Origin of the sequence: Salinibacterium sp. PAMC 21357 (assembly GCF_000247645.1) — a bacterium.
Classification (GTDB): domain Bacteria; phylum Actinomycetota; class Actinomycetes; order Actinomycetales; family Microbacteriaceae; genus Rhodoglobus.
Genome location: NZ_AHWA01000002.1, coordinates 129,324 through 146,528 on the forward strand (window position 1 = coordinate 129,324; position 17,205 = coordinate 146,528).

The 17,205-nt window shown below is 59.0% G+C and carries 19 protein-coding genes; 12 read left to right on the forward strand and 7 right to left on the reverse strand.

Annotated elements, in window-relative coordinates; all coding sequences use genetic code 11:
* The first annotated feature begins 442 nt into the window (after window positions 1–442).
* The gene (locus ON14_RS00640) at window positions 443–733 is read left to right on the forward strand and encodes a metal-sensitive transcriptional regulator (RefSeq protein ID WP_010202267.1); all 291 of its coding nucleotides are present in this window, start codon (window positions 443–445) and stop codon (window positions 731–733) included.
* A 3-nt stretch (window positions 734–736) separates the two neighbouring features.
* Here the strand turns inward: ON14_RS00640 and ON14_RS00645 are convergent, their stop codons facing one another.
* The gene (locus tag ON14_RS00645) at window positions 737–1,384 is read right to left on the reverse strand and encodes a DUF1294 domain-containing protein (protein ID WP_010202273.1); all 648 of its coding nucleotides are present in this window, start codon (window positions 1,382–1,384) and stop codon (window positions 737–739) included.
* A gap of 177 nt (window positions 1,385–1,561) precedes the next feature.
* On the opposite strand from ON14_RS00645, the gene ON14_RS00650 reads away from it, so the two are divergent.
* The 3 genes from ON14_RS00650 to ON14_RS00660 all read left to right on the forward strand — a co-directional run bounded on the left by ON14_RS00650 (window position 1,562) and on the right by ON14_RS00660 (window position 5,312).
* Window positions 1,562–3,985 (forward strand): phosphoketolase, encoded by a 2,424-nt coding sequence (locus tag ON14_RS00650; protein ID WP_010202274.1) that lies wholly within the window; start codon window positions 1,562–1,564, stop codon window positions 3,983–3,985.
* Window positions 3,982–4,563, forward strand: a complete 582-nt coding sequence (locus ON14_RS00655; RefSeq protein WP_010202275.1) for a DUF1349 domain-containing protein — start codon at window positions 3,982–3,984, stop codon at window positions 4,561–4,563. Before ON14_RS00650 ends, ON14_RS00655 begins: the two co-directional genes overlap by 4 nt.
* Window positions 4,564–4,799: 236 nt before the next feature.
* A complete protein-coding gene (locus tag ON14_RS00660) occupies window positions 4,800–5,312 on the forward strand; it encodes a hypothetical protein (RefSeq protein WP_010202276.1) in 513 nt (170 codons plus the stop codon).
* A gap of 43 nt (window positions 5,313–5,355) precedes the next feature.
* On the opposite strand, the gene ON14_RS00665 is transcribed toward ON14_RS00660, so the two are convergent.
* Together ON14_RS00665 and ON14_RS00670 are read right to left on the reverse strand one after the other, a co-directional pair.
* Window positions 5,356–6,615 carry a cation:proton antiporter gene (locus ON14_RS00665; RefSeq protein ID WP_237719640.1) on the reverse strand — a complete coding sequence of 420 codons (1,260 nt, stop codon included), beginning with the start codon at window positions 6,613–6,615 and terminating at the stop codon, window positions 5,356–5,358.
* Window positions 6,608–7,420 (reverse strand): alpha/beta hydrolase, encoded by an 813-nt coding sequence (locus tag ON14_RS00670; RefSeq protein ID WP_010202278.1) that lies wholly within the window; start codon window positions 7,418–7,420, stop codon window positions 6,608–6,610. The genes ON14_RS00665 and ON14_RS00670 overlap by 8 nt, the downstream gene beginning before the upstream one ends.
* 88 nt (window positions 7,421–7,508) lie before the next feature.
* Here ON14_RS00670 and ON14_RS00675 point away from each other — a divergent pair, with 88 nt between their 5' ends.
* Window positions 7,509–8,558, forward strand: coding sequence for an MsnO8 family LLM class oxidoreductase (locus tag ON14_RS00675; protein WP_010202281.1), 1,050 nt, complete (start codon window positions 7,509–7,511; stop codon window positions 8,556–8,558).
* Here ON14_RS00675 and ON14_RS15340 read toward each other — a convergent pair.
* Window positions 8,455–9,663 carry an NYN domain-containing protein gene (locus ON14_RS15340; protein ID WP_010202283.1) on the reverse strand — a complete coding sequence of 403 codons (1,209 nt, stop codon included), beginning with the start codon at window positions 9,661–9,663 and terminating at the stop codon, window positions 8,455–8,457. The genes ON14_RS00675 and ON14_RS15340 overlap by 104 nt on opposite strands.
* A 147-nt stretch (window positions 9,664–9,810) precedes the next feature.
* Between ON14_RS15340 and ON14_RS00685 the strand changes: the two genes are divergently transcribed.
* The gene (locus ON14_RS00685; protein ID WP_010202285.1) at window positions 9,811–10,350 is read left to right on the forward strand and encodes a hypothetical protein; all 540 of its coding nucleotides are present in this window, start codon (window positions 9,811–9,813) and stop codon (window positions 10,348–10,350) included.
* Window positions 10,351–10,405: 55 nt separating this feature from the next.
* On the opposite strand, the gene ON14_RS00690 is transcribed toward ON14_RS00685, so the two are convergent.
* The gene (locus ON14_RS00690) at window positions 10,406–10,972 is read right to left on the reverse strand and encodes a flavin reductase family protein (protein WP_010202287.1); all 567 of its coding nucleotides are present in this window, start codon (window positions 10,970–10,972) and stop codon (window positions 10,406–10,408) included.
* 157 nt (window positions 10,973–11,129) lie between these two features.
* Between ON14_RS00690 and ON14_RS00695 the strand changes: the two genes are divergently transcribed.
* A complete protein-coding gene (locus tag ON14_RS00695) occupies window positions 11,130–12,509 on the forward strand; it encodes an LLM class flavin-dependent oxidoreductase (RefSeq protein WP_026037439.1) in 1,380 nt (459 codons plus the stop codon).
* Between the two features lie 8 nt (window positions 12,510–12,517).
* On the opposite strand, the gene ON14_RS00700 is transcribed toward ON14_RS00695, so the two are convergent.
* Window positions 12,518–12,982: a GNAT family N-acetyltransferase gene (locus tag ON14_RS00700; RefSeq protein WP_010202290.1), complete on the reverse strand. Its 465-nt coding sequence runs from the start codon at window positions 12,980–12,982 to the stop codon at window positions 12,518–12,520.
* Between the two features lie 240 nt (window positions 12,983–13,222).
* On the opposite strand from ON14_RS00700, the gene ON14_RS00705 reads away from it, so the two are divergent.
* Window positions 13,223–13,681, forward strand: a complete 459-nt coding sequence (locus ON14_RS00705; RefSeq protein ID WP_050992973.1) for a hypothetical protein — start codon at window positions 13,223–13,225, stop codon at window positions 13,679–13,681.
* 79 nt (window positions 13,682–13,760) lie between these two features.
* On the opposite strand, the gene ON14_RS00710 is transcribed toward ON14_RS00705, so the two are convergent.
* Entirely contained in the window at window positions 13,761–14,117 is a 357-nt protein-coding gene (locus ON14_RS00710; RefSeq protein ID WP_010202294.1) for a hypothetical protein, read from the reverse strand.
* A gap of 84 nt (window positions 14,118–14,201) precedes the next feature.
* On the opposite strand from ON14_RS00710, the gene ON14_RS15055 reads away from it, so the two are divergent.
* From ON14_RS15055 to ON14_RS00730, 4 genes are all read left to right on the forward strand, one after another.
* Entirely contained in the window at window positions 14,202–14,765 is a 564-nt protein-coding gene (locus ON14_RS15055) for a TetR/AcrR family transcriptional regulator (protein ID WP_010202296.1), read from the forward strand.
* Window positions 14,766–14,827: 62 nt separating this feature from the next.
* Complete coding sequence (locus ON14_RS00720) at window positions 14,828–15,919, forward strand: Rv2578c family radical SAM protein (RefSeq protein ID WP_010202298.1); 1,092 nt, start codon at window positions 14,828–14,830, stop codon at window positions 15,917–15,919.
* A gap of 84 nt (window positions 15,920–16,003) precedes the next feature.
* Complete coding sequence (locus ON14_RS00725) at window positions 16,004–16,789, forward strand: thioesterase family protein (protein ID WP_010202299.1); 786 nt, start codon at window positions 16,004–16,006, stop codon at window positions 16,787–16,789.
* Between the two features lie 67 nt (window positions 16,790–16,856).
* Window positions 16,857–17,192, forward strand: a complete 336-nt coding sequence (locus tag ON14_RS00730) for an ArsR/SmtB family transcription factor (protein ID WP_026037441.1) — start codon at window positions 16,857–16,859, stop codon at window positions 17,190–17,192.
* Window positions 17,193–17,205: the final 13 nt, after the last annotated feature.

The window sequence follows — 17,205 nt, forward strand, 5'->3', positions numbered from 1 at the left end:
AGGTGCAACGGTCGCGTTCGGCGACGTTCGCAAGGGCATCCTCGATATGTTCTCCGCAGCCAGCCCAGGTGGGTTTACCGCAGTTCTGGCAGGTGACTTGTGCGCACATGTGGTCTCCTAACGACCGAAGAGGCGGGCAAAGAAGCCGCCTTTATTGGATTTGGCGGCGTCAATCTCTGACTGAGTGTGTTTGCCGTTGCACCAGTTGGATGCGGGCACACTGCGCTTGATGGACTGGATGTGGTCTCCGCATCCGGCCCACGTTGTTTTCCCGCATACGCGGCACGTGACTGCTCTGCACATAACTCTGCTTTCGATCGACTGACTGTACGAATTTATACCCTAGGGGGTATGATGAGACTATACCCCACGGGGTATCCAAACTGTCAAATCGCACGCGAGACACCCAAGACGCCCGAGACACGAGAGAAACGAGAGAACTATGGTTCCCCAGGCAGCCGAAGCATCGATGCTCACTGATGCTGAGACGCAAAAGAAGATTGCGAACCGCCTGCGTCGTGCACAAGGACAATTGGGGGCACTCATCACCACGGTAGAAAGCGGTGCAGGATGCCGTGACGTAGTGCACCAACTGTCCGCGGTGTCGAAAGCGCTAGACCGGGCGGGGTTCCTCGTCATCTCTCAAGCGATGAGGGAATGCCTCATCAACCCGGATGCTGAAGGCTCGCCTCAGTCAGAGGAGATCGAGAAACTCTTCCTGTCTCTCGCGTGATCGCTAGGAGGGGCTGGCAGCAAGGATGAGGCGTGCGAGCTCGAGGATCGGTCCGCGTAGCGCTGTGGTGAGAATCGCGAAGACCAAGATGTTGAGCACAACGGTGCCCCAGAAGGCTTGCCGAAAAGAAACCTTCTGCGTTTTGTGGCGCAGGCGTTGCTGGGCGACAAGCGCTCCGGGCCAGCCGCCAAAGAGTCCCAAGCCGAGCAGGGCGCTTTCTGTCACGCGCCATTGCTTTGTCTGCGCAGCCTTTTTATCGGCGGCATAGGCGCCATAGGTGATGAGGCTCATCAGCAGATAGAGCGCGGCAAATAACCACGGGAGTGCACCAATCGCGGTGACGATGCCGATCGCGACGGCGAAGGTCACTAAGACTACGTAGCTCATACCTCCGGGGCGGCTTTTGCGCGTGCGGAGCGGCCTGCCTGAGGCCGCGAGATAGCGAATGTTGCGAGCCCGCACTTTGTCTTCGTTCGTGCGTTCAACGGCGAAGCTGAGTCGTTCACCGGGCGCCGGGCGGGCGTCACGGGGAGGGAATGCTGAAATGTGGGCGAAAATTCGCTCACCGTCATCGAGGGTGACGAAACCGAACCCGCGTTCATCGTTCCACGATGCTAAGACGCCTTCACTGCGTGTGCGTCGCGAACTCATACTCCGAGGGTAACCTGCGCACCGTGCTGGCTCGGCCACGGCATACCCATCGATGCGCTGTGATCTACGGCAATGCAGTGAATGCTCCTACACTGAGCGAACAAGCTCCTTGACGAGCGCGACCTCAACGTACGGATCATCCAGCACCATCCATCGCGATCACAGACAGGAAACCTCGTGACTGTTGCCCCTTCGTCCCCCCGAACCCCTTGGTGCTCACCCCGAACGGATGAAATTGAGGCTGAGACTTTCGACCAGCTGGATGCGTGGTGGCGGGCAGCGAATTATCTTGCGGTTGGTCAGATTTATCTGCTCGATAACCCCTTGCTGCGCGAGCCACTCCGCCGCGAGCACACCAAACCGCGACTTTTGGGGCACTGGGGCACGACACCCGGCCTCAACTTCGTCTGGGCGCACCTCAATCGCATCATTCGCGAGCGCGACACAGACACGATTTTCGTCGCCGGGCCCGGGCATGGCGGGCCAGCGGTCGTCGCAAGCGCGTACCTCGATGGCACCTACAGCGAAACGTACGGCGACATCGATAAGAGCGCGGATGGCATCCGCAAGCTCTTTAGGCAGTTCTCTTTTCCTGGCGGTATTCCGAGTCACGCGGCCCCCGAAACTCCGGGTTCGATCCATGAGGGTGGCGAGCTCGGCTACGCGCTGTCGCACGCCTACGGTGCAGCGTTTGATAACCCGAACCTTCTCGTGGCGGCGGTCGTGGGCGATGGGGAGGCCGAAACCGGGCCGCTAGCAACGAGCTGGCACTCGAACAAATTCATCGATCCCGAGCGTGATGGTGTTGTTCTGCCGATTCTGCACCTCAACGGCTACAAGATTGCCAACCCCACGGTGCTGTCGCGCATCCCCGAAGACGAACTGTGCGACCTCATGCGTGGCTATGGTCATACGCCCTACGTCGTCTCCGGCGGATTCGACAATGAAGACCCGCGCGCTGTGCATGAGCGCATGGCCGCGACTCTCGATGACATCGTCGATCACATCGCGCGAATCAAAGCGGATGCAGCAGCAGGAACGCTCGAGGAGCGCCCGGCCTGGCCGATGCTAATTTTGCGCACGCCCAAGGGCTGGACGGGACCTCAAGTGGTCGACGGCCATCCCGTCGAAAATAACTGGCGTTCGCATCAGGTGCCTCTCGCAAGTGTGCGTGACACCGAGGAGCATTTGCGGCAGCTTGAGGAGTGGATGGCGTCCTACCGTCCCGAAGAACTGTTTGACGAGAGCGGTGCACCGCGCGCGCTGACCACAGCGCTCGCGCCGACGGGCGATCGCCGCATGAGCGCCAACCCGGTGACCAATGGTGGTCTGCTGCGAGCACCGCTGCGGCTGCCCGACTTTCGGGACTACGCCGTTGACGTTCCGAATCCTGGTGAAACAACGAGCTCGGCAACGGGCGCGCTGGGGGAGTGGCTGCGCGATGTGGTGCGCGACAATCCCGACAACTTCCGTATCTTTGGGGCCGACGTCACGGCATCCAATCGACTGAGTGCTGTGTTCGATGTGACCGATAAGCAGTGGGATGCCGGATTTCTCCCAATCGACTCCGACAATCATCTTGCTCGTGCGGGGCGCGTAATGGAGATGCTCAGCGAACACCAGTGTCAGGGCTGGCTCGAGGGGTATCTTCTCACCGGTCGCCACGGCATGTTCAATTCGTACGAGGCGTTCATTCATATCGTCGACTCGATGTTCAATCAGCACGCCAAGTGGTTGGAAGGCGCAAACGCGATTCCGTGGCGTCGACCAGTGGCGTCGCTCAACTATCTGTTGAGCTCGCACGTCTGGCGTCAAGACCACAACGGTGCCTCGCATCAAGACCCCGGCTTCTTGGACCTGGTCATGAACAAAAAGCCCGATGTGGTGCGCGCCTATCTACCGTGTGATGCCAACACCCTGATTGCTACCTACGACCACTGCCTTCGCTCTGTCGACAAAATCAATGTCGTCATCGCCGGCAAGCATCCCGAAAACAACTGGCTCGATATGCCGGCGGCCATCGAGCACTGCACGCGCGGCATCGGCCTGTTCGACTGGGCAGGCACCGAAGTTGTTGGTCTGGAACCGGATGTCGTGCTCGCCTGTGCCGGCGACGTTCCGACCTTAGAGGTGCTGGCTGCCGCGCAAATCTTGCGCGAGCGGATCCCCGAGTTGCGCGTGCGAGTCGTCAACGTAATCGACCTGATGCGGTTGCACAGCGAGTCTGAGCATCCGCACGGTCTTAGCGATGCCGAATACGATGCGATTTTCACGACCGACAAACCGGTGATCTTTGCGCACCACGGTTACCCCTGGTTGATTCATCGCCTCACCTACAAGCGCGCTGGCCATGCCAACCTGCACGTGAGGGGCTACAAAGACGAGGGCACAACGACGACACCGTTCGACATGGTGATGCTCAACGACCTCGATCGGTATCATCTGGTTATCGACGTGCTTGAACGTGTTCCTGGTCTAACCTCGCGGCACGCCGCGTTCTGGCAAGAGATGCATGACACTCGACTTCACGCGCAGCAGTACACGCGGGAGCACGGCGAAGATATGCCATCAGTGGCTGATTGGAAGTGGAAGTCGGTATGACGCTCGAGCATTTGGTGAGCACCGCGCGGTGGACTACCGAGCCTGTTGCAGTCGAGTTCGGTGACGAAACGCTGCGGGTAACGGCCGCTGAAAACAGCGATGCGTGGCGCACAACGTCGTACGGCTTTGTCCACGACACAGAGCATGCGCTCATTTCGCCCCTGCCCGCCGACAGCGCTATCGAAGTGAGCTTCTTACTCGATTTCAGTGAGCCGTTCGACCAAGCGGGTCTGTTTGCACGAAATTCTGACAGCGAGTGGATGAAAGCCGGCGTCGAAGTCTCGGATGGTGCGCCCCAGCTGGGAGCCGTTGTCACGCACGGCTTCTCCGATTGGTCGGTTGCGCCGGTCGCCGAGTGGGCTGGACGCACGGTTACGATGCGTGCGAGTCGCACAGGAGATGCGATCACGGTACGTGCGCGAGTCGACGACGAAGATTTTCGGCTCGTTCGCCTCGCCTACTTTTCACCCGAGGTGAATCTCGAAGCTGGACTGTATTGCTGTGGTGCAACCCGCGCTGGACTCGTCGTCACTTTTACCGGGTATCGCCAAACGGAAGCAGATGAGTCGCTGCACTAGCGGAGACGGCTCAGCTGGCGGAAACTCCACGAAATCGTGTGTGGCGCAACTCGAAACTTGGGCTGTCGCCGATCGTCGAATACCCCGTGAATGTTGGCCTAAAACTGGGGGTAAAAGAGATTCTGGCGCGCAACCCTTTTTATGTTTAGAATTACCGAGACATCGCGTGGATGCCCAGCAATTTGTGCCCAATCAGGAGTTCTTCCTTGGGCCGTCAGAAAGAACGAGCACTCGGTATGAACATCACCGATTTCGCTATTAACGCACTCGGATTCGCGGGCACCGCATTCTCCTTTTTGATGTGGGTTCCCCAGGCCAGAATCACGTGGCAGAGCCGTAACGATGCTGTGCGTCTTGCCGGTATTTCTGAGACCACTCAGTGGTTGCTGGTGCTCGGTTATAGCGTCTGGGGCGCTTATGGCATGCTCAGCGCATCACTGTGGGTTGCGGCGCCGAGCGTGATCGCTATTCCGCTTGCGGCAGCCACGATCGTCGTCATTCGTCGAGGCCGCAGACTGCCTGATGAAGGTCGCTCGTTCCCCATTTTCTCCAGCACGGATGCTGATCCTTTCGTCACGATTAGCGACGGACTGATCGCGCTCACCGAATCGATTCCCATCATTCATACCCACGGCGAAACCCGCGCCGAAGAGGCGCTGGTTACGCACGACACGTCAGATGTTCTGGGCGAGCCATTGCCGCAGTCCGCGGGCTACACCGCGACGGGCACGATTCCGATCCTCGCCTAGAAGCGCGGGTTTTCGCTGCGGCTTCCCGGTCGCCTACGGCTCGCTACGCTTCTTCGACGATGTGCGGCTCGTTCGGCAGATCGTCTTTGGTCTCCCCGGTGCTATTGGCCTGCAATTGTGCTGCGTCACCACGCAGCGTCATAGCGATAACCGGGAAGAGAAGCACTGACAACAAACCGGCGCCGACAAGCGCAGCGGCAGTACCCGCGTCGATGTATTCGCTGTCAAGGCCGATCGCTGTCACCGCGACGATGATGGGGAGCCCGGTCGCCCCTAAAAGACCGAGAGCGGCACGGTCGCGGGTGCTGGAACCCTTCGGGGCAGCAAGCATGGACGGGACGCCGCGCACGATGAGTAGCAGCACGAGGAAGATGGGGACAAGCAGGGCCACGCTCGAGTCTGTTGTGAGGGCTTCTAAATCGAAGGACACTCCCGTGTTGATGTAGAAGATGGGAACGAGAAACCCGAAGGCGATCGCATCCAGTTTGGAGTCGACCATAGCTCTGTCACGCTTGGGCGCTTGGCGCATCATGACCTGCCATAGCAGCCCGGCGACGAATGCGCCCAGAAGCATGTCGAGATCGAGCACGATGCTCAGCACTACGAGGGCGGCAACGATGAAGATCACAACACGGATCGCGAACTGGCCGGAGGTGTGCAGAGTGCCGGTGACAATCCGGTGAAGACCGCTGTGCTCAATGCGGGCAGCGAGGAACAGCAGAATCATCGCAATTGCGATGAAAATGCCCAACACGATAGTCGAGACACCGAGTGAACTCGCTCCGAGAAAGATTGAGATAGCGATCAGCGGACCAAATTCACCGACGGCTCCTAGCGCTACAGCGGCGCCGCCAAAGCGAGTGGGAAGTTCGCCGGCATCGCGCAGGATCGGCATGATCGCACCGAGCGCGGTCGAGCACAGTGCGATACCGATCACGACAGCGCCGAAGCTTGGTTCGATGAGAAATCCAATGGCTACTCCCGCAGCCAACCCGATGAGCCATCCGAGTGACGCCCGCCGGCCATTGCGCCCGCGAATGGCACTCAGCCGGATTTCATTTCCGGCCATAAAGAACAGCATCGCAAGGCCGAAGTCAGAGAGCTGTTCCACGAACTCTGAATCACCGACCCAGCCGAGCACGCTTGGCCCAATCAGGATGCCGAGAAGGAGCTCAAAAACAACAATTGAAATTCGAACTATTGGCGCGAGCGCACGCGCTAACAGCGGTGCCATTACGGCGAGTATCGGAATGAGCACAAGACCCCAGCTGGTCATCTCCATTACTTCTTCGCCGCTATCCATTGCGAACAAAACTATCGATTTCGGCGGTGATCACGTCACGCACTACGGAACTGTCGAGATCAGCAACCCCATCACCAGACTGCACGCCGTAGTCGCCGAAGCGGGCGTGATTGGCGCCGTCGATCGGAAAGAATGTTGTATTAGTCGGCAGTAGGTGTGCGGCATTCATTATTTTATCCGGCGTGCTGAGGAGATCGTTGCTGCCGCTGAGGCTCAAAACGCGGGTGCCCACGTCCGCGAGATCATTGGCGCAATAACTGGCGAAGAGCACCAAGCCACTCACATCAGGTTGGGCCGCGTACTGGCACGCACGCACGCCACCCAGAGAATGTCCACCAACAAACCAGCTGTCGATATCCGGTGCGGTATCCGTGAACGTGGTCAGCGGGCGCTGATCGAAGAATGCCAGATTAAGAATCGGTTTGGTGACGACAACAGTCAAGCCCGACTCTACGACTGCGCCCGAAAGCTTGTAGAGATAGGCCTCGGCGTTCACCTTTGCCCCTGGAATGAACACCAGTCCGACGCCGGATGCTCCATCGGTGGGGGAGAGGATGAAGGAATCAGGGGTCTCGTGCAAGGAAACCGCGGGGTTAGCGCTCACCTTTTCGAGCGGATCAGGCTCCGCTTGCATGACGCCAACATTGGCCCACACCAGAATTCCGATCGCAGCGAACACAATGAGCGACGCAAGCGAAATCAGGAGAACACGCACAATGCGACCGCGGCGAGATAGCAACGTGGGGCGTGACGCTGGCGCGCGAGGCGAACTCGGTTCGGATGGATTCGACTCAGCGGCATGCATCGGCCCAGTCTAGAGAATCCGCGCCGTTAGCGGGTTCGATCAGCGGCGTTCAGGAATATCTGTGGTGCTTCCCGGTTGAATAGAAGTGATGACTACACCACTTCGTCTTTCTGTTCTTGACCTGATTCCTGTGCGCAGCAACCAGACCTCCGCCGATGCCCTTGCGGCTACGACAGCCCTCGCGCAGCGTGCCGATGACCTCGGCTTCTCACGCTATTGGGTGGCCGAGCACCACAATATGAAAGCGGTCGCCTCCACTAACCCCGCAGTGCTCATTGGCATTCTCGCGGCACAAACCCAGCGCATCCGGGTTGGTTCCGGGGGAGTGATGCTCCCCAATCACGCCCCGCTCGTTGTCGCCGAACAATTCGCCATTCTCGAGGCAGCGTTCCCCGGTCGAATCGACCTTGGCATCGGGCGTGCGCCGGGCAGCGACCCCGTCATCACCTCTTACTTGCGGATGACGGGAACGACAAGCGACGTCGATGCGTTCCCGCGCAACGTGTCCGACATCCGCAGCCTCATGCATCCTGAAGGTGCATCGCTTCAGTTACCGTCTGGCCAGGTCTATGAGCTCACCGCAACGCCACGCGCCGCCTCGGTTGCCGAACTGTGGCTGCTCGGGTCGAGCGACTATTCGGCACGCCTCGCGGCAGCGCAGGGCATGCCGTACGTTTTCGCCCATCATTTCTCGGGGCAAGGAACCGAGCGAATCTTGGGGCTGTACCGCGAGAACTTTGTGCCGTCTGAGCAGCTGAAAAAACCCCGCACCTTCTTAACGCTCAACGTCGCGGTAGCCGCAACGGCAGCCGAAGCTCGAGCCGCAGCGCTTCCGCAATTGCAACAAATGGCGCGACTGCTCAGCGGAATGCCGCTCGGCCCCCTCGCGACAATCGAGCAGGCGGCAGCGACCGAACTTGCTGCTCCGCAACAGCAGATGGTGGATGACATGGCCGAGCGCTGGGTCATCGACGAGCCGGTGGCGGCAGCAGCCCGCATCCGGGCGCTGGCTACCAAGTTTGGCGTCGACGAAGTCATGGTGACGCCAGGACTCTCGGCACACGATGCGGATGCGGCAAACACGTCGCCCGCGCGGGTGCGCGCGCTAGAACTCTTGGCCGAGCAACTGCTCGCATAGTGCCCAAACCGCCAGTCGTGCTAACGGCTGAGCGCTCGCCATTCTTGCTATTTGGGGTTCGTTGCGTGGGGCGGAGCCTCAGCTCACGGACGCTTTCATGTTCCCGCATTTCAACGTTCGAGTTGAGCGAGGTCACAAAGTCGCTGAAGGTCTTAAACTTCAACGATGCCTCGTCGAATGATGGATCAATGCGGAGCATTTGATTCTTGACTGCCGAACTGTTCAGCCAGTCGGAATCCTCTTTCTGCTGCACGAGTCGAATTGCTCGCACTAATAGCTTGAGCGGGCTGACTTTTGTTGCGGGCGGATCGGGAGCGACCTTGGCTGCGCTGGTCGCAGTCGAGCTGACCTTGTTGGTTGCTGTGGTCGGTTGCTTCGACGTTGCAACGGCCGATCTCTTAGGCGCAGGGCTAGGTGGTATCGCTGCCACCGTTTTCTTGACCGGCGTTGCTGCGGTATTCGTTGGTGCTAAAGCGGCCGAGACGGGTGCAGGTGTCGTTGCAGGCGCAGGTGCGGCTACCGAATTGCCGCCAAATTCGACTCCCGGTAGCGAGTCGTAGTCTGCGAACTTGTCGCACGACGACGTGAGAGCCTGGCTTGTGCCGCCGGCCACGCCGACGCCGACCACGAAACGTCCTAAAGTCTTCGCGCGTTGCGCCAAAGCCACATAGTCAGAATCACCAGCAACAATCACCACGTGGGTAAGATCTGGCAGTCGAAAGAGATCTTCCATCACATCGACGGCCAGACGGATGTCGGCACCATTTTTCATCTGGGCGGTCAGCGGAAAGAGCTGCACCAGCTCCACCGCGCGGTTAATGAGCTGTTTCTGGTATCCCGCATTGACGGGCACTGACCAATCGGCGTACGCGCGACTAAAGGCAACCGTTCCGAAGGATGATGCGTAATCGAGGATGGCTTCGACATCCACTTCGGCCTCGGCTAGTTTGGTGCCTGCAGCGCTCGTAGTGGTGCCTCTCGGGTTGTGCCACCGAGCTTTGTCTTTCTGAAACTGCCCGTTGCCGTGTTTCTGGTTGTAGCGCGAAATGACGATGTTGTCGAAGTCGATGTAGACGGCCACGCGGCCCTCTGTAGAGATGGGCATGTGGCCTCCGGGTATGAACAGTGGACCTCGCGCAGGGCTTTACTGAGGCTTCTTCGACTCACGCTACCAGTACACGCCGCGCGATCGTGTCCTGTCGAACGCACCATCGTCGGTACGATTGGGCGAGCAGAATGAGTGAGGCGAGTGATGACGTACAGCGCAATAAGGGTCCGTGCCACTCCGGGGGCTCCGCAAGCAGGTCGCGCTGGCATTGCGGTGATCGCGGCGGGCATTGCCGTAGCCGGATGGATTTCTTTCGGCAGGCACCTGTTTGGCATCGGTGGTGACCTCACGATTGCCTACGTGGCAACACTGGGAGTGATCTTCGCGGTGTTGTTGGTTCTCGCTGGGCTTGCAGTGCGACGAACGTCCCGTCGTGGTTTTGAGACCCGGGGCATCACCCACGCTTTACTCATCACGACTGGCAGCTGCGGATTCCTTTTAGGGCTCACGATTCCCGATTCCACGCCGCAGGGTCTGCAAACGATACTCAGTGGCCCGAATGAGCCAGCGTTAGGGATCGCTATTGGCATCGCGAATCCGCTGGGTGTGGTGGGCATTGCGACCGCCATCATCGCGCTGGTTCTTGCCACGAAAGATTCACGGGGTCGAATCTCTCTTGTTGAAACATGGAGTGACGAAGAGCCTGACGATGATGCTTCCCCCGCCGGCGTCTTGCCCGTGTGATCCGCGCCCGTGTGAACGGCCCTGGTGTGAACAGCGCCAGCGTGGCCACAGCCGATTAGCTCACTTGTGAGTGTTCTCCGAGATGGTGCCAGCCACGATTGAAGTACACGAGCGGTGGGGTGCCGTCTGCGTGTGGTGCGACCGCAGACTGGGTAGCGCGGAGCAAAATGATCGATGCGGCGCCGGCATCTAGTTGATCAACCTGCGTTCCCGCCACCCACGCTGGCGCGCTCGGAAAATACGGCTCGCCGGTGTCCAATCGCGCCCACAATCGTGTGTCAGCGAATCGATCGACTCCGCTGGTGGCGCACAGCTGTGCGATATCAAGTTGGTCTTTTCCCAAAAAATGCACCACGTACGAATGGGCGCTCCGGATGCTGGCTGCCGTCGAAGCGCGATGACTAATCGAGAATGCCAGCAGCGGTGGCTCCGCGCTCACCGAGACAACTGAGGTCGCGGTGAGCGCAACAGGGCCATCGGGGGAGTCCGCGGTTATTACTGCCACGCCGCCAGGGTATTGACGGAAGACGTGAGCAAAATCGTCGCGACTAATGTCGGTGGTGGATGAGGCTCGCTCATCGGAACCGTCAGTCGCGTGGTGAGCGAGTGTCTGGTGTTTCACTATTGTCTGCATTCGTCCATCCGAAGGTTTGGGGGATGCGAACAAGAGTGCGCCGCATCTGCCTGCGAAGCGAGAATGTGTCGGTTTGTTTCTCTGTGTTGCGCGGTTTGTTGCACTGTCAGGTGCGGTGAATGGCCGCTCGGCGCACCATGGTGGCATGCCTAGACAAATTCGCTTCAACGCCTTCGACATGAACTGCGTCGCCCATCAGTCCTCCGGAATGTGGCGTCACCCTGACGACCAGTCGTGGCGCTACAAAGACCTCGACTACTGGACCGAGCTTGCCCAGTTGCTCGAACGCGGCACCTTCGACGGCATCTTCATCGCCGACGTTCTTGGCACCTATGACGTGTATGCGGGATCCAATGAGGCGGCGATTCGTCATGGTGCTCAGGTTCCCGTCAACGACCCGCTCCTGCTGGTATCGGCCATGGCGCACGTGACCGAACATCTGGGGTTCGGCATCACTGCCGGCACGGCCTACGAGCATCCGTACCCTTTCGCCCGCCGCATGTCCACCCTTGACCACCTCACGAAGGGCCGCGTGGGGTGGAACGTCGTCACGGGCTACCTACCGTCGGCCGCACGAAACATGGGCAATGACGACCAGCTCGAGCACGACGATCGTTATGATCACGCCGACGAATACCTTGAGGTTCTCTACAAACTGTGGGAAGGCTCGTGGGAAGACGACGCCGTCATCCGCGATCGCGAATCGGGCATCTTCACCGATCCAAACAAAGTGCACAATATTGATCATCAGGGTAAGCACTTCAGCGTGCCGGGCATCCATCTGTCAGAGCCGTCGACCCAGCGCACCCCGGTGATTTACCAAGCGGGCGCGTCACCGCGGGGCATCACCTTCGCTGCAGGAAATGCGGAAGCAATTTTCGTCGCTTCTCCCACCAAATCAGGGTTGAAGGCGACGGTCTCCCGCATTCGAGATGCGCTCGAAGAAGCTGGCCGCGATCGCTATTCCGCACGCATCTACACCCTGTTGACCGTGATTACTGATGAGACGAGCGAAAAAGCCCACGCCAAATACGCGGAGTATTTGAGCTATGCCAGTGAAGAAGGCGCGCTCGTATTCATGTCGGGCTGGATGGGTATCGATCTTGCGCAGTACGACCTCGACGAGCCCATTGGCAACGTCAAGAGCAACGCTATTCAGTCAACGGTTGCCAACTTTCAACAGGCGAATGATGACGGTACCGAGTGGAAGGTTCGCGACATTGCGCGGCTCGGCGCGATTGGCGGGCTTGGCCCGTTCATCATTGGGTCTGGCGAAGAGATTGCGGATGAATTGCAACAGTGGGTCGAAGAGACCGACGTCGACGGGTTTAACCTTGCCTACGCAGTCACGCCGGGAACTTTTGAAGACGTGATCGAGCATGTCATTCCTGTATTGCGTGAGCGCGGGCTCTATCCCGAGGAATACGTCGAAGGCACTTTGCGCCACAAGCTGCATGGCAGAGGAAATCGTCTACCTGACGAGCATGCAGGCGCCCGCTTCCGTCGCACCGCGAACCAGGAGTGAGCGTGTAGCTAGAGCTTGATGGTGTATTTAAAACCGATGTGCGAAGCTTCGAAACCAAGCTTCGTGTAGAAACGGTGGGCGTCAGTGCGCGCTTCATCCGACGTGAGCTGGATGAGCGAAGCACCAAGTGCTGGCGCTGCCGTTTCGATTACCCAGCGCATCATCGCGCCGCCGATGCCTGACGAGCGTTGGCTCGCGGCGACGCGCACAGCTTCCACCTGGAGGCGGTGCGAGCCGCGTCGAGCCATTCCGGGAATCGCGGTCAATTGCATCGTTGCGACAACCTCGCCGGAGGCGGCGACAACCACGAGCAACGCGTTTGCCGGCGTCGTCGCGATTGCATGGAAGGCTTTTTCGTATGCTGGGCGATCCTCAGGGCGGGCGTTATCGCCACGAAGCGAGCTGACAGGGTCATCCGCCAATAGCTGAAGGATGGTGTCGATATCTCCTAATTGCGAGTACCGAAGAGTCATCTCCCCATCGCGCGTCTGGGAACTGTCGGGACCGTCACTTTAGAAAACACGCCTATGACGTTATCAGCGTGCGGAAGCCCTCCGAACGTGCATCGCGGTACAGGGCCGGTATCTAGCGCCAAAAATGGTTTGTTCAGGTTGTGTAACCGAGATCGCAGAGTCCTAGCGAGCTAATCCGTAGCGTCAGTGGCAACCACGCACCATCGGGATACCACGCACGATCTTTCGGAAGGCTTAATCATGGATACGAAACTAAATCCGGCAACAGCGTCTACCTCAACCTCTACTTCTCTTGCCCGTCGTGCCATGGCTGGAGTCATCGGTGGCGTTGCCGGCGGCATCGTCTTCGGGATGATGATGGCAATGATGGGCATGCTTCCCACGTTGGCCATGATGGTTGGCTCGGAGTCACCGGTTGTGGGCTTCCTTATTCACATGATGATCTCGATCGGGATCGGACTAGGTCTCACCGTGTTGTTCGGCTCGCGGCTGCTGACCAGCTATCTGCGTGGCTTGATCGTTGGGCTTGTCTATGGCGCGATCTGGTGGGTTCTCGGACCGCTAGTGCTCATGCCAATGATGCTGGGTGGTGCGCTCTTTGCCATCAACGTCCCAGCATTGCTTTCGCTGATGGGTCATCTGATCTACGGCGCAATTCTTGGTGTTGTTGCGGTTCGGGTTCTTTCTCCGCGACGCTAACTCCTCAGGGACCCACGCCCGGCCAAACTGGAGCTGGCTGGGGCGGGGTCCGCTTCGGTTCGGAGGCTAGGGGTAGTGCCTAGTAGTTCATGATCTGGTACCCGGCGACGACGAGCTTGCGAACGCTCGCTTCTCCGCCGTTGTCCGAGAGCAAAGGGAATCCGCCGTCACGAATGGGCTCGAATACTTTGTGCGACTTGGCGCAGAATTCGCACGCACCGATGATCGTGTCGCCGAGTGCTCCGACGAGTCCGTTCATGGGGTGGCTGGGGTCGGCGATCTTGGCGAGCGTTTCCACGCCAGAGCCGTCAAACATGACAACGACATCATCGCCAGCGGCCTTGAATTCGAGGGCAGTTTTGAGGCCGCGGTATACGCGGGCATTGTTGTTCTCGAGAGTTTCGAGGATGACGACGGCGATTTTGAGATCTGACATGTGTTAGCTCCTTAGGTCGGCCATCCAGCGTTTCTAGACGGATCCGTCTAGTAAACATAGACGGACTCGTCTAGAATTGCAAACATGCCTACTACGTCTCAGGAAACGCGCCTCACCTCGCGCGCAAAATTACTCAACACGGCAGCGGAATTGTTTTACTCACGCGGCATTAACGCAACAGGCATCGACACTGTTATCGCTCAGGCGGGCGTGGCCAAGGGCAGTATGTATCACCACTTCCCGAGCAAGGAGGCGCTCATCGCCGCCTACCTCGACGCTGAAGCCGACGCGTGGCTGGTTCGAGTGACCGCGGTCGACGACGCGACCGCGACCGCTGCTGATCGAGTTGCGTTGCTGTTTATCGCTCTGGCTGACCAAGTGGATGACGGCACCTTCTATGGCTGCCCGTTCACCAACGCGGCCATCGAATGCCCGGCCATGCCTGACGTCACGGCGTCCATAGAGCGGTATCGCATAATGCTGCACGGCCACATTGAGGGATTGCTGGCTGGTGTGGGCGGAGAAGCCCTCGTGTCTAACGTCACGGTAATTTACGACGGAGCCCTCACGGCAGCGAAATTGGCTGGCCCGCGCGCGGGAGTTCGCCAGATTGCGGAGTTCGTTCGCGCCCTGGTTGCGTCCCAATAGCAATGTGGGCACTACAGTAGCTGCCGCTTGCAACACATTCGAATATATGTTCGAATAGAGCAATGCGATGGAGTGGGCAAGAAGTCAGCAGCGAAGCGCCAAACGCTTTGCCAGGGCTCGCGCGCCTCAACAATCTTGTGCGAACCATGCGAACACCAGAATTTGATGGCGTCACTTTCTACGAAGTTCTCGCCAAGAGCGCACTCAATAAGGTTCCCACCACTAGCGACATGCCCTTCGGGTGGACGATCAATCCCATGCGTGGCTGTCTCCACCAGTGCACGTATTGCTTTGCGCGCCCGACACACGAGTTTCTCGATCTCGATGCGGGCAAAGATTTTGACACCCAGATCATCGTAAAGGTGAATGTGGCCGAAGTTCTGGCTAAAGAACTCAGTAAACCCAGCTGGGGTCGACATCCGGTTGCTCTGGGCACGAACACGGATCCTTATCAGCGGGCCGAAGGGCGCTATCGCTTAATGCCCGGCATTATCGCTGGGTTGGCCGGATCAGGCACGCCGCTGTCGATCCTGACGAAGGGCACATTGCTTCGTCGAGATCTTGCCCTTTTGGCCGAGGCAAGTCAGCGTGTGCCAGTCGATATCGGGATGTCGATCGCGATTTACGACGATGAGTTGCAACAGTCAGTTGAGCCGGGGACCCCAACGGCACAAGCACGACTAACGACCGTCACCGCGGTGAGAGACGCTGGCCTCGATTGCGCCGTTTTCTTGATGCCAATTCTGCCGTTTCTCACTGATACTCGGGATCATCTCGAGCGTGCAGTGGCGCAAGTGAAAGCGGCGGGCGGCACGTCCATCGCCTACTCGGCGTTGCATCTCAAACCCGGCACTAAAGAGTGGTATTTCCAATGGCTAGAAAGCGCGCATCCGGAGCTGATGCCCCAGTATCTCTCGATGTATGCCCATGGAACCTACGCGCCCAAGGAATACCGCAAGTGGCTTGCAGCCAAGCTGAAGCCCATCATCCTTCGCCATGGTTTGCAGCGAACAGCGCTCGATCCCGCCACGGGCATCGTGGGCTCGCGAGCTCATCCTCGTACCCGCGACGGCAACGGTGAGCGCTCTCTTATTGCCGAAGAGCTCCCACCCGAGCTGGCGGCTCGGGCAATGCCCCAGCCGATGTTGTTCTAGCCAGTGCTGCCCTCGCCCGCATTTCTTATGTGGCAGTCTGTTCATTCGCAAACTTTGCGCCTGCTGGCTGGATAGGCTGGTGCTGTGATCCTTCAAGCGCAGTCGTACTACGTGCGGCACGACGATACCCACTTCGAGTCGACAGTTCATTCCCAGGGCGCTTGGAATCCGCACGAGCAGCACATGGCTCCGGTCGCCGGCATTTTGGCGCATGTGCTTGAAGGGTTCGAGGTGCGAGCGGGCCTTCGAATCGCCCGAATCAGTTATGAGATTCTTGGGCTGATTCCTGATGGCGAGTTCGAGATCATCGCGTCGGTGGTTCGTCCGGGCCGCACTATCGAGCTAGTGCAGGCCGAGCTTATCGCGGGCGGTCGAGTGGCGGTCAGGGCGACAGCGTGGCGCCTCCAGACCTCCGATACTTCAGACGTTGAGGGAATTGTTGACGCACAGTTGCCCCCGGTTGAGGTCGCGGGGGCGCCCGTAAACCTCGCTCAATGGCCCGGTGGTTACATTCAATCGATCGAGGCGCGTGCCTTGCCAGAGCACCTTGCCGGCAGTGGCCGGGTTTGGTTGCGCACTCCGTACCCTTTGCTTTCTGGCGAGCCGGTCAGCGACTTTGCTCGTCTCACGGGCCTGGTCGACACGAGCAACGGGATCGCCACGCGCGTGAAGCCGGGTGACGGTGGCTACGCGTTTCCGAATGTCGACCTCCAGGTCCACTTGTACCGGGTGCCGACGGGGGAGTGGCTTGGGCTTGAGAACGCCGTTAATTTTGGTTCTGACGGTGTTGGTCTGACGTCGACGGTTCTTCACGATGTGAGTGGTCCGTTCGGCCGTGCGGAGCAAATTCTCACACTGCGCAAGCTTTAGCGCGCGGTCATAAAAATTTCTCACTAGCTCTTGCGCTGGATTCTACGTCGGAATAATATACAACCAAATGGTTGTATGTGAATTGACGGACGCTGAGGTAGACGCGATGTTTCGCGCGCTAGCCGATGCCACACGTCGCGACATTGTTACTCGCGTGATGAACGAGGGCATATCAGTGTCGCGCCTTGCCACCAGCTACGAAATGAGTTTCGCGGCGGTTCAAAAGCATGTCGCCGTGTTGCAATCTGCAGGGCTCGTTTCCAAAGAACGAAACGGTCGCGAGCAAATCGTGCGCGGCAACCTCTCGTCAATTCACCGCATCCAACATCTGCTTTCGCACTTCGAAGAGGTGTGGAAGCAACGGGCACTTCGCATGGGCGACGTGCTCAATGACGACGACTGAAAGAGCGGTGGAA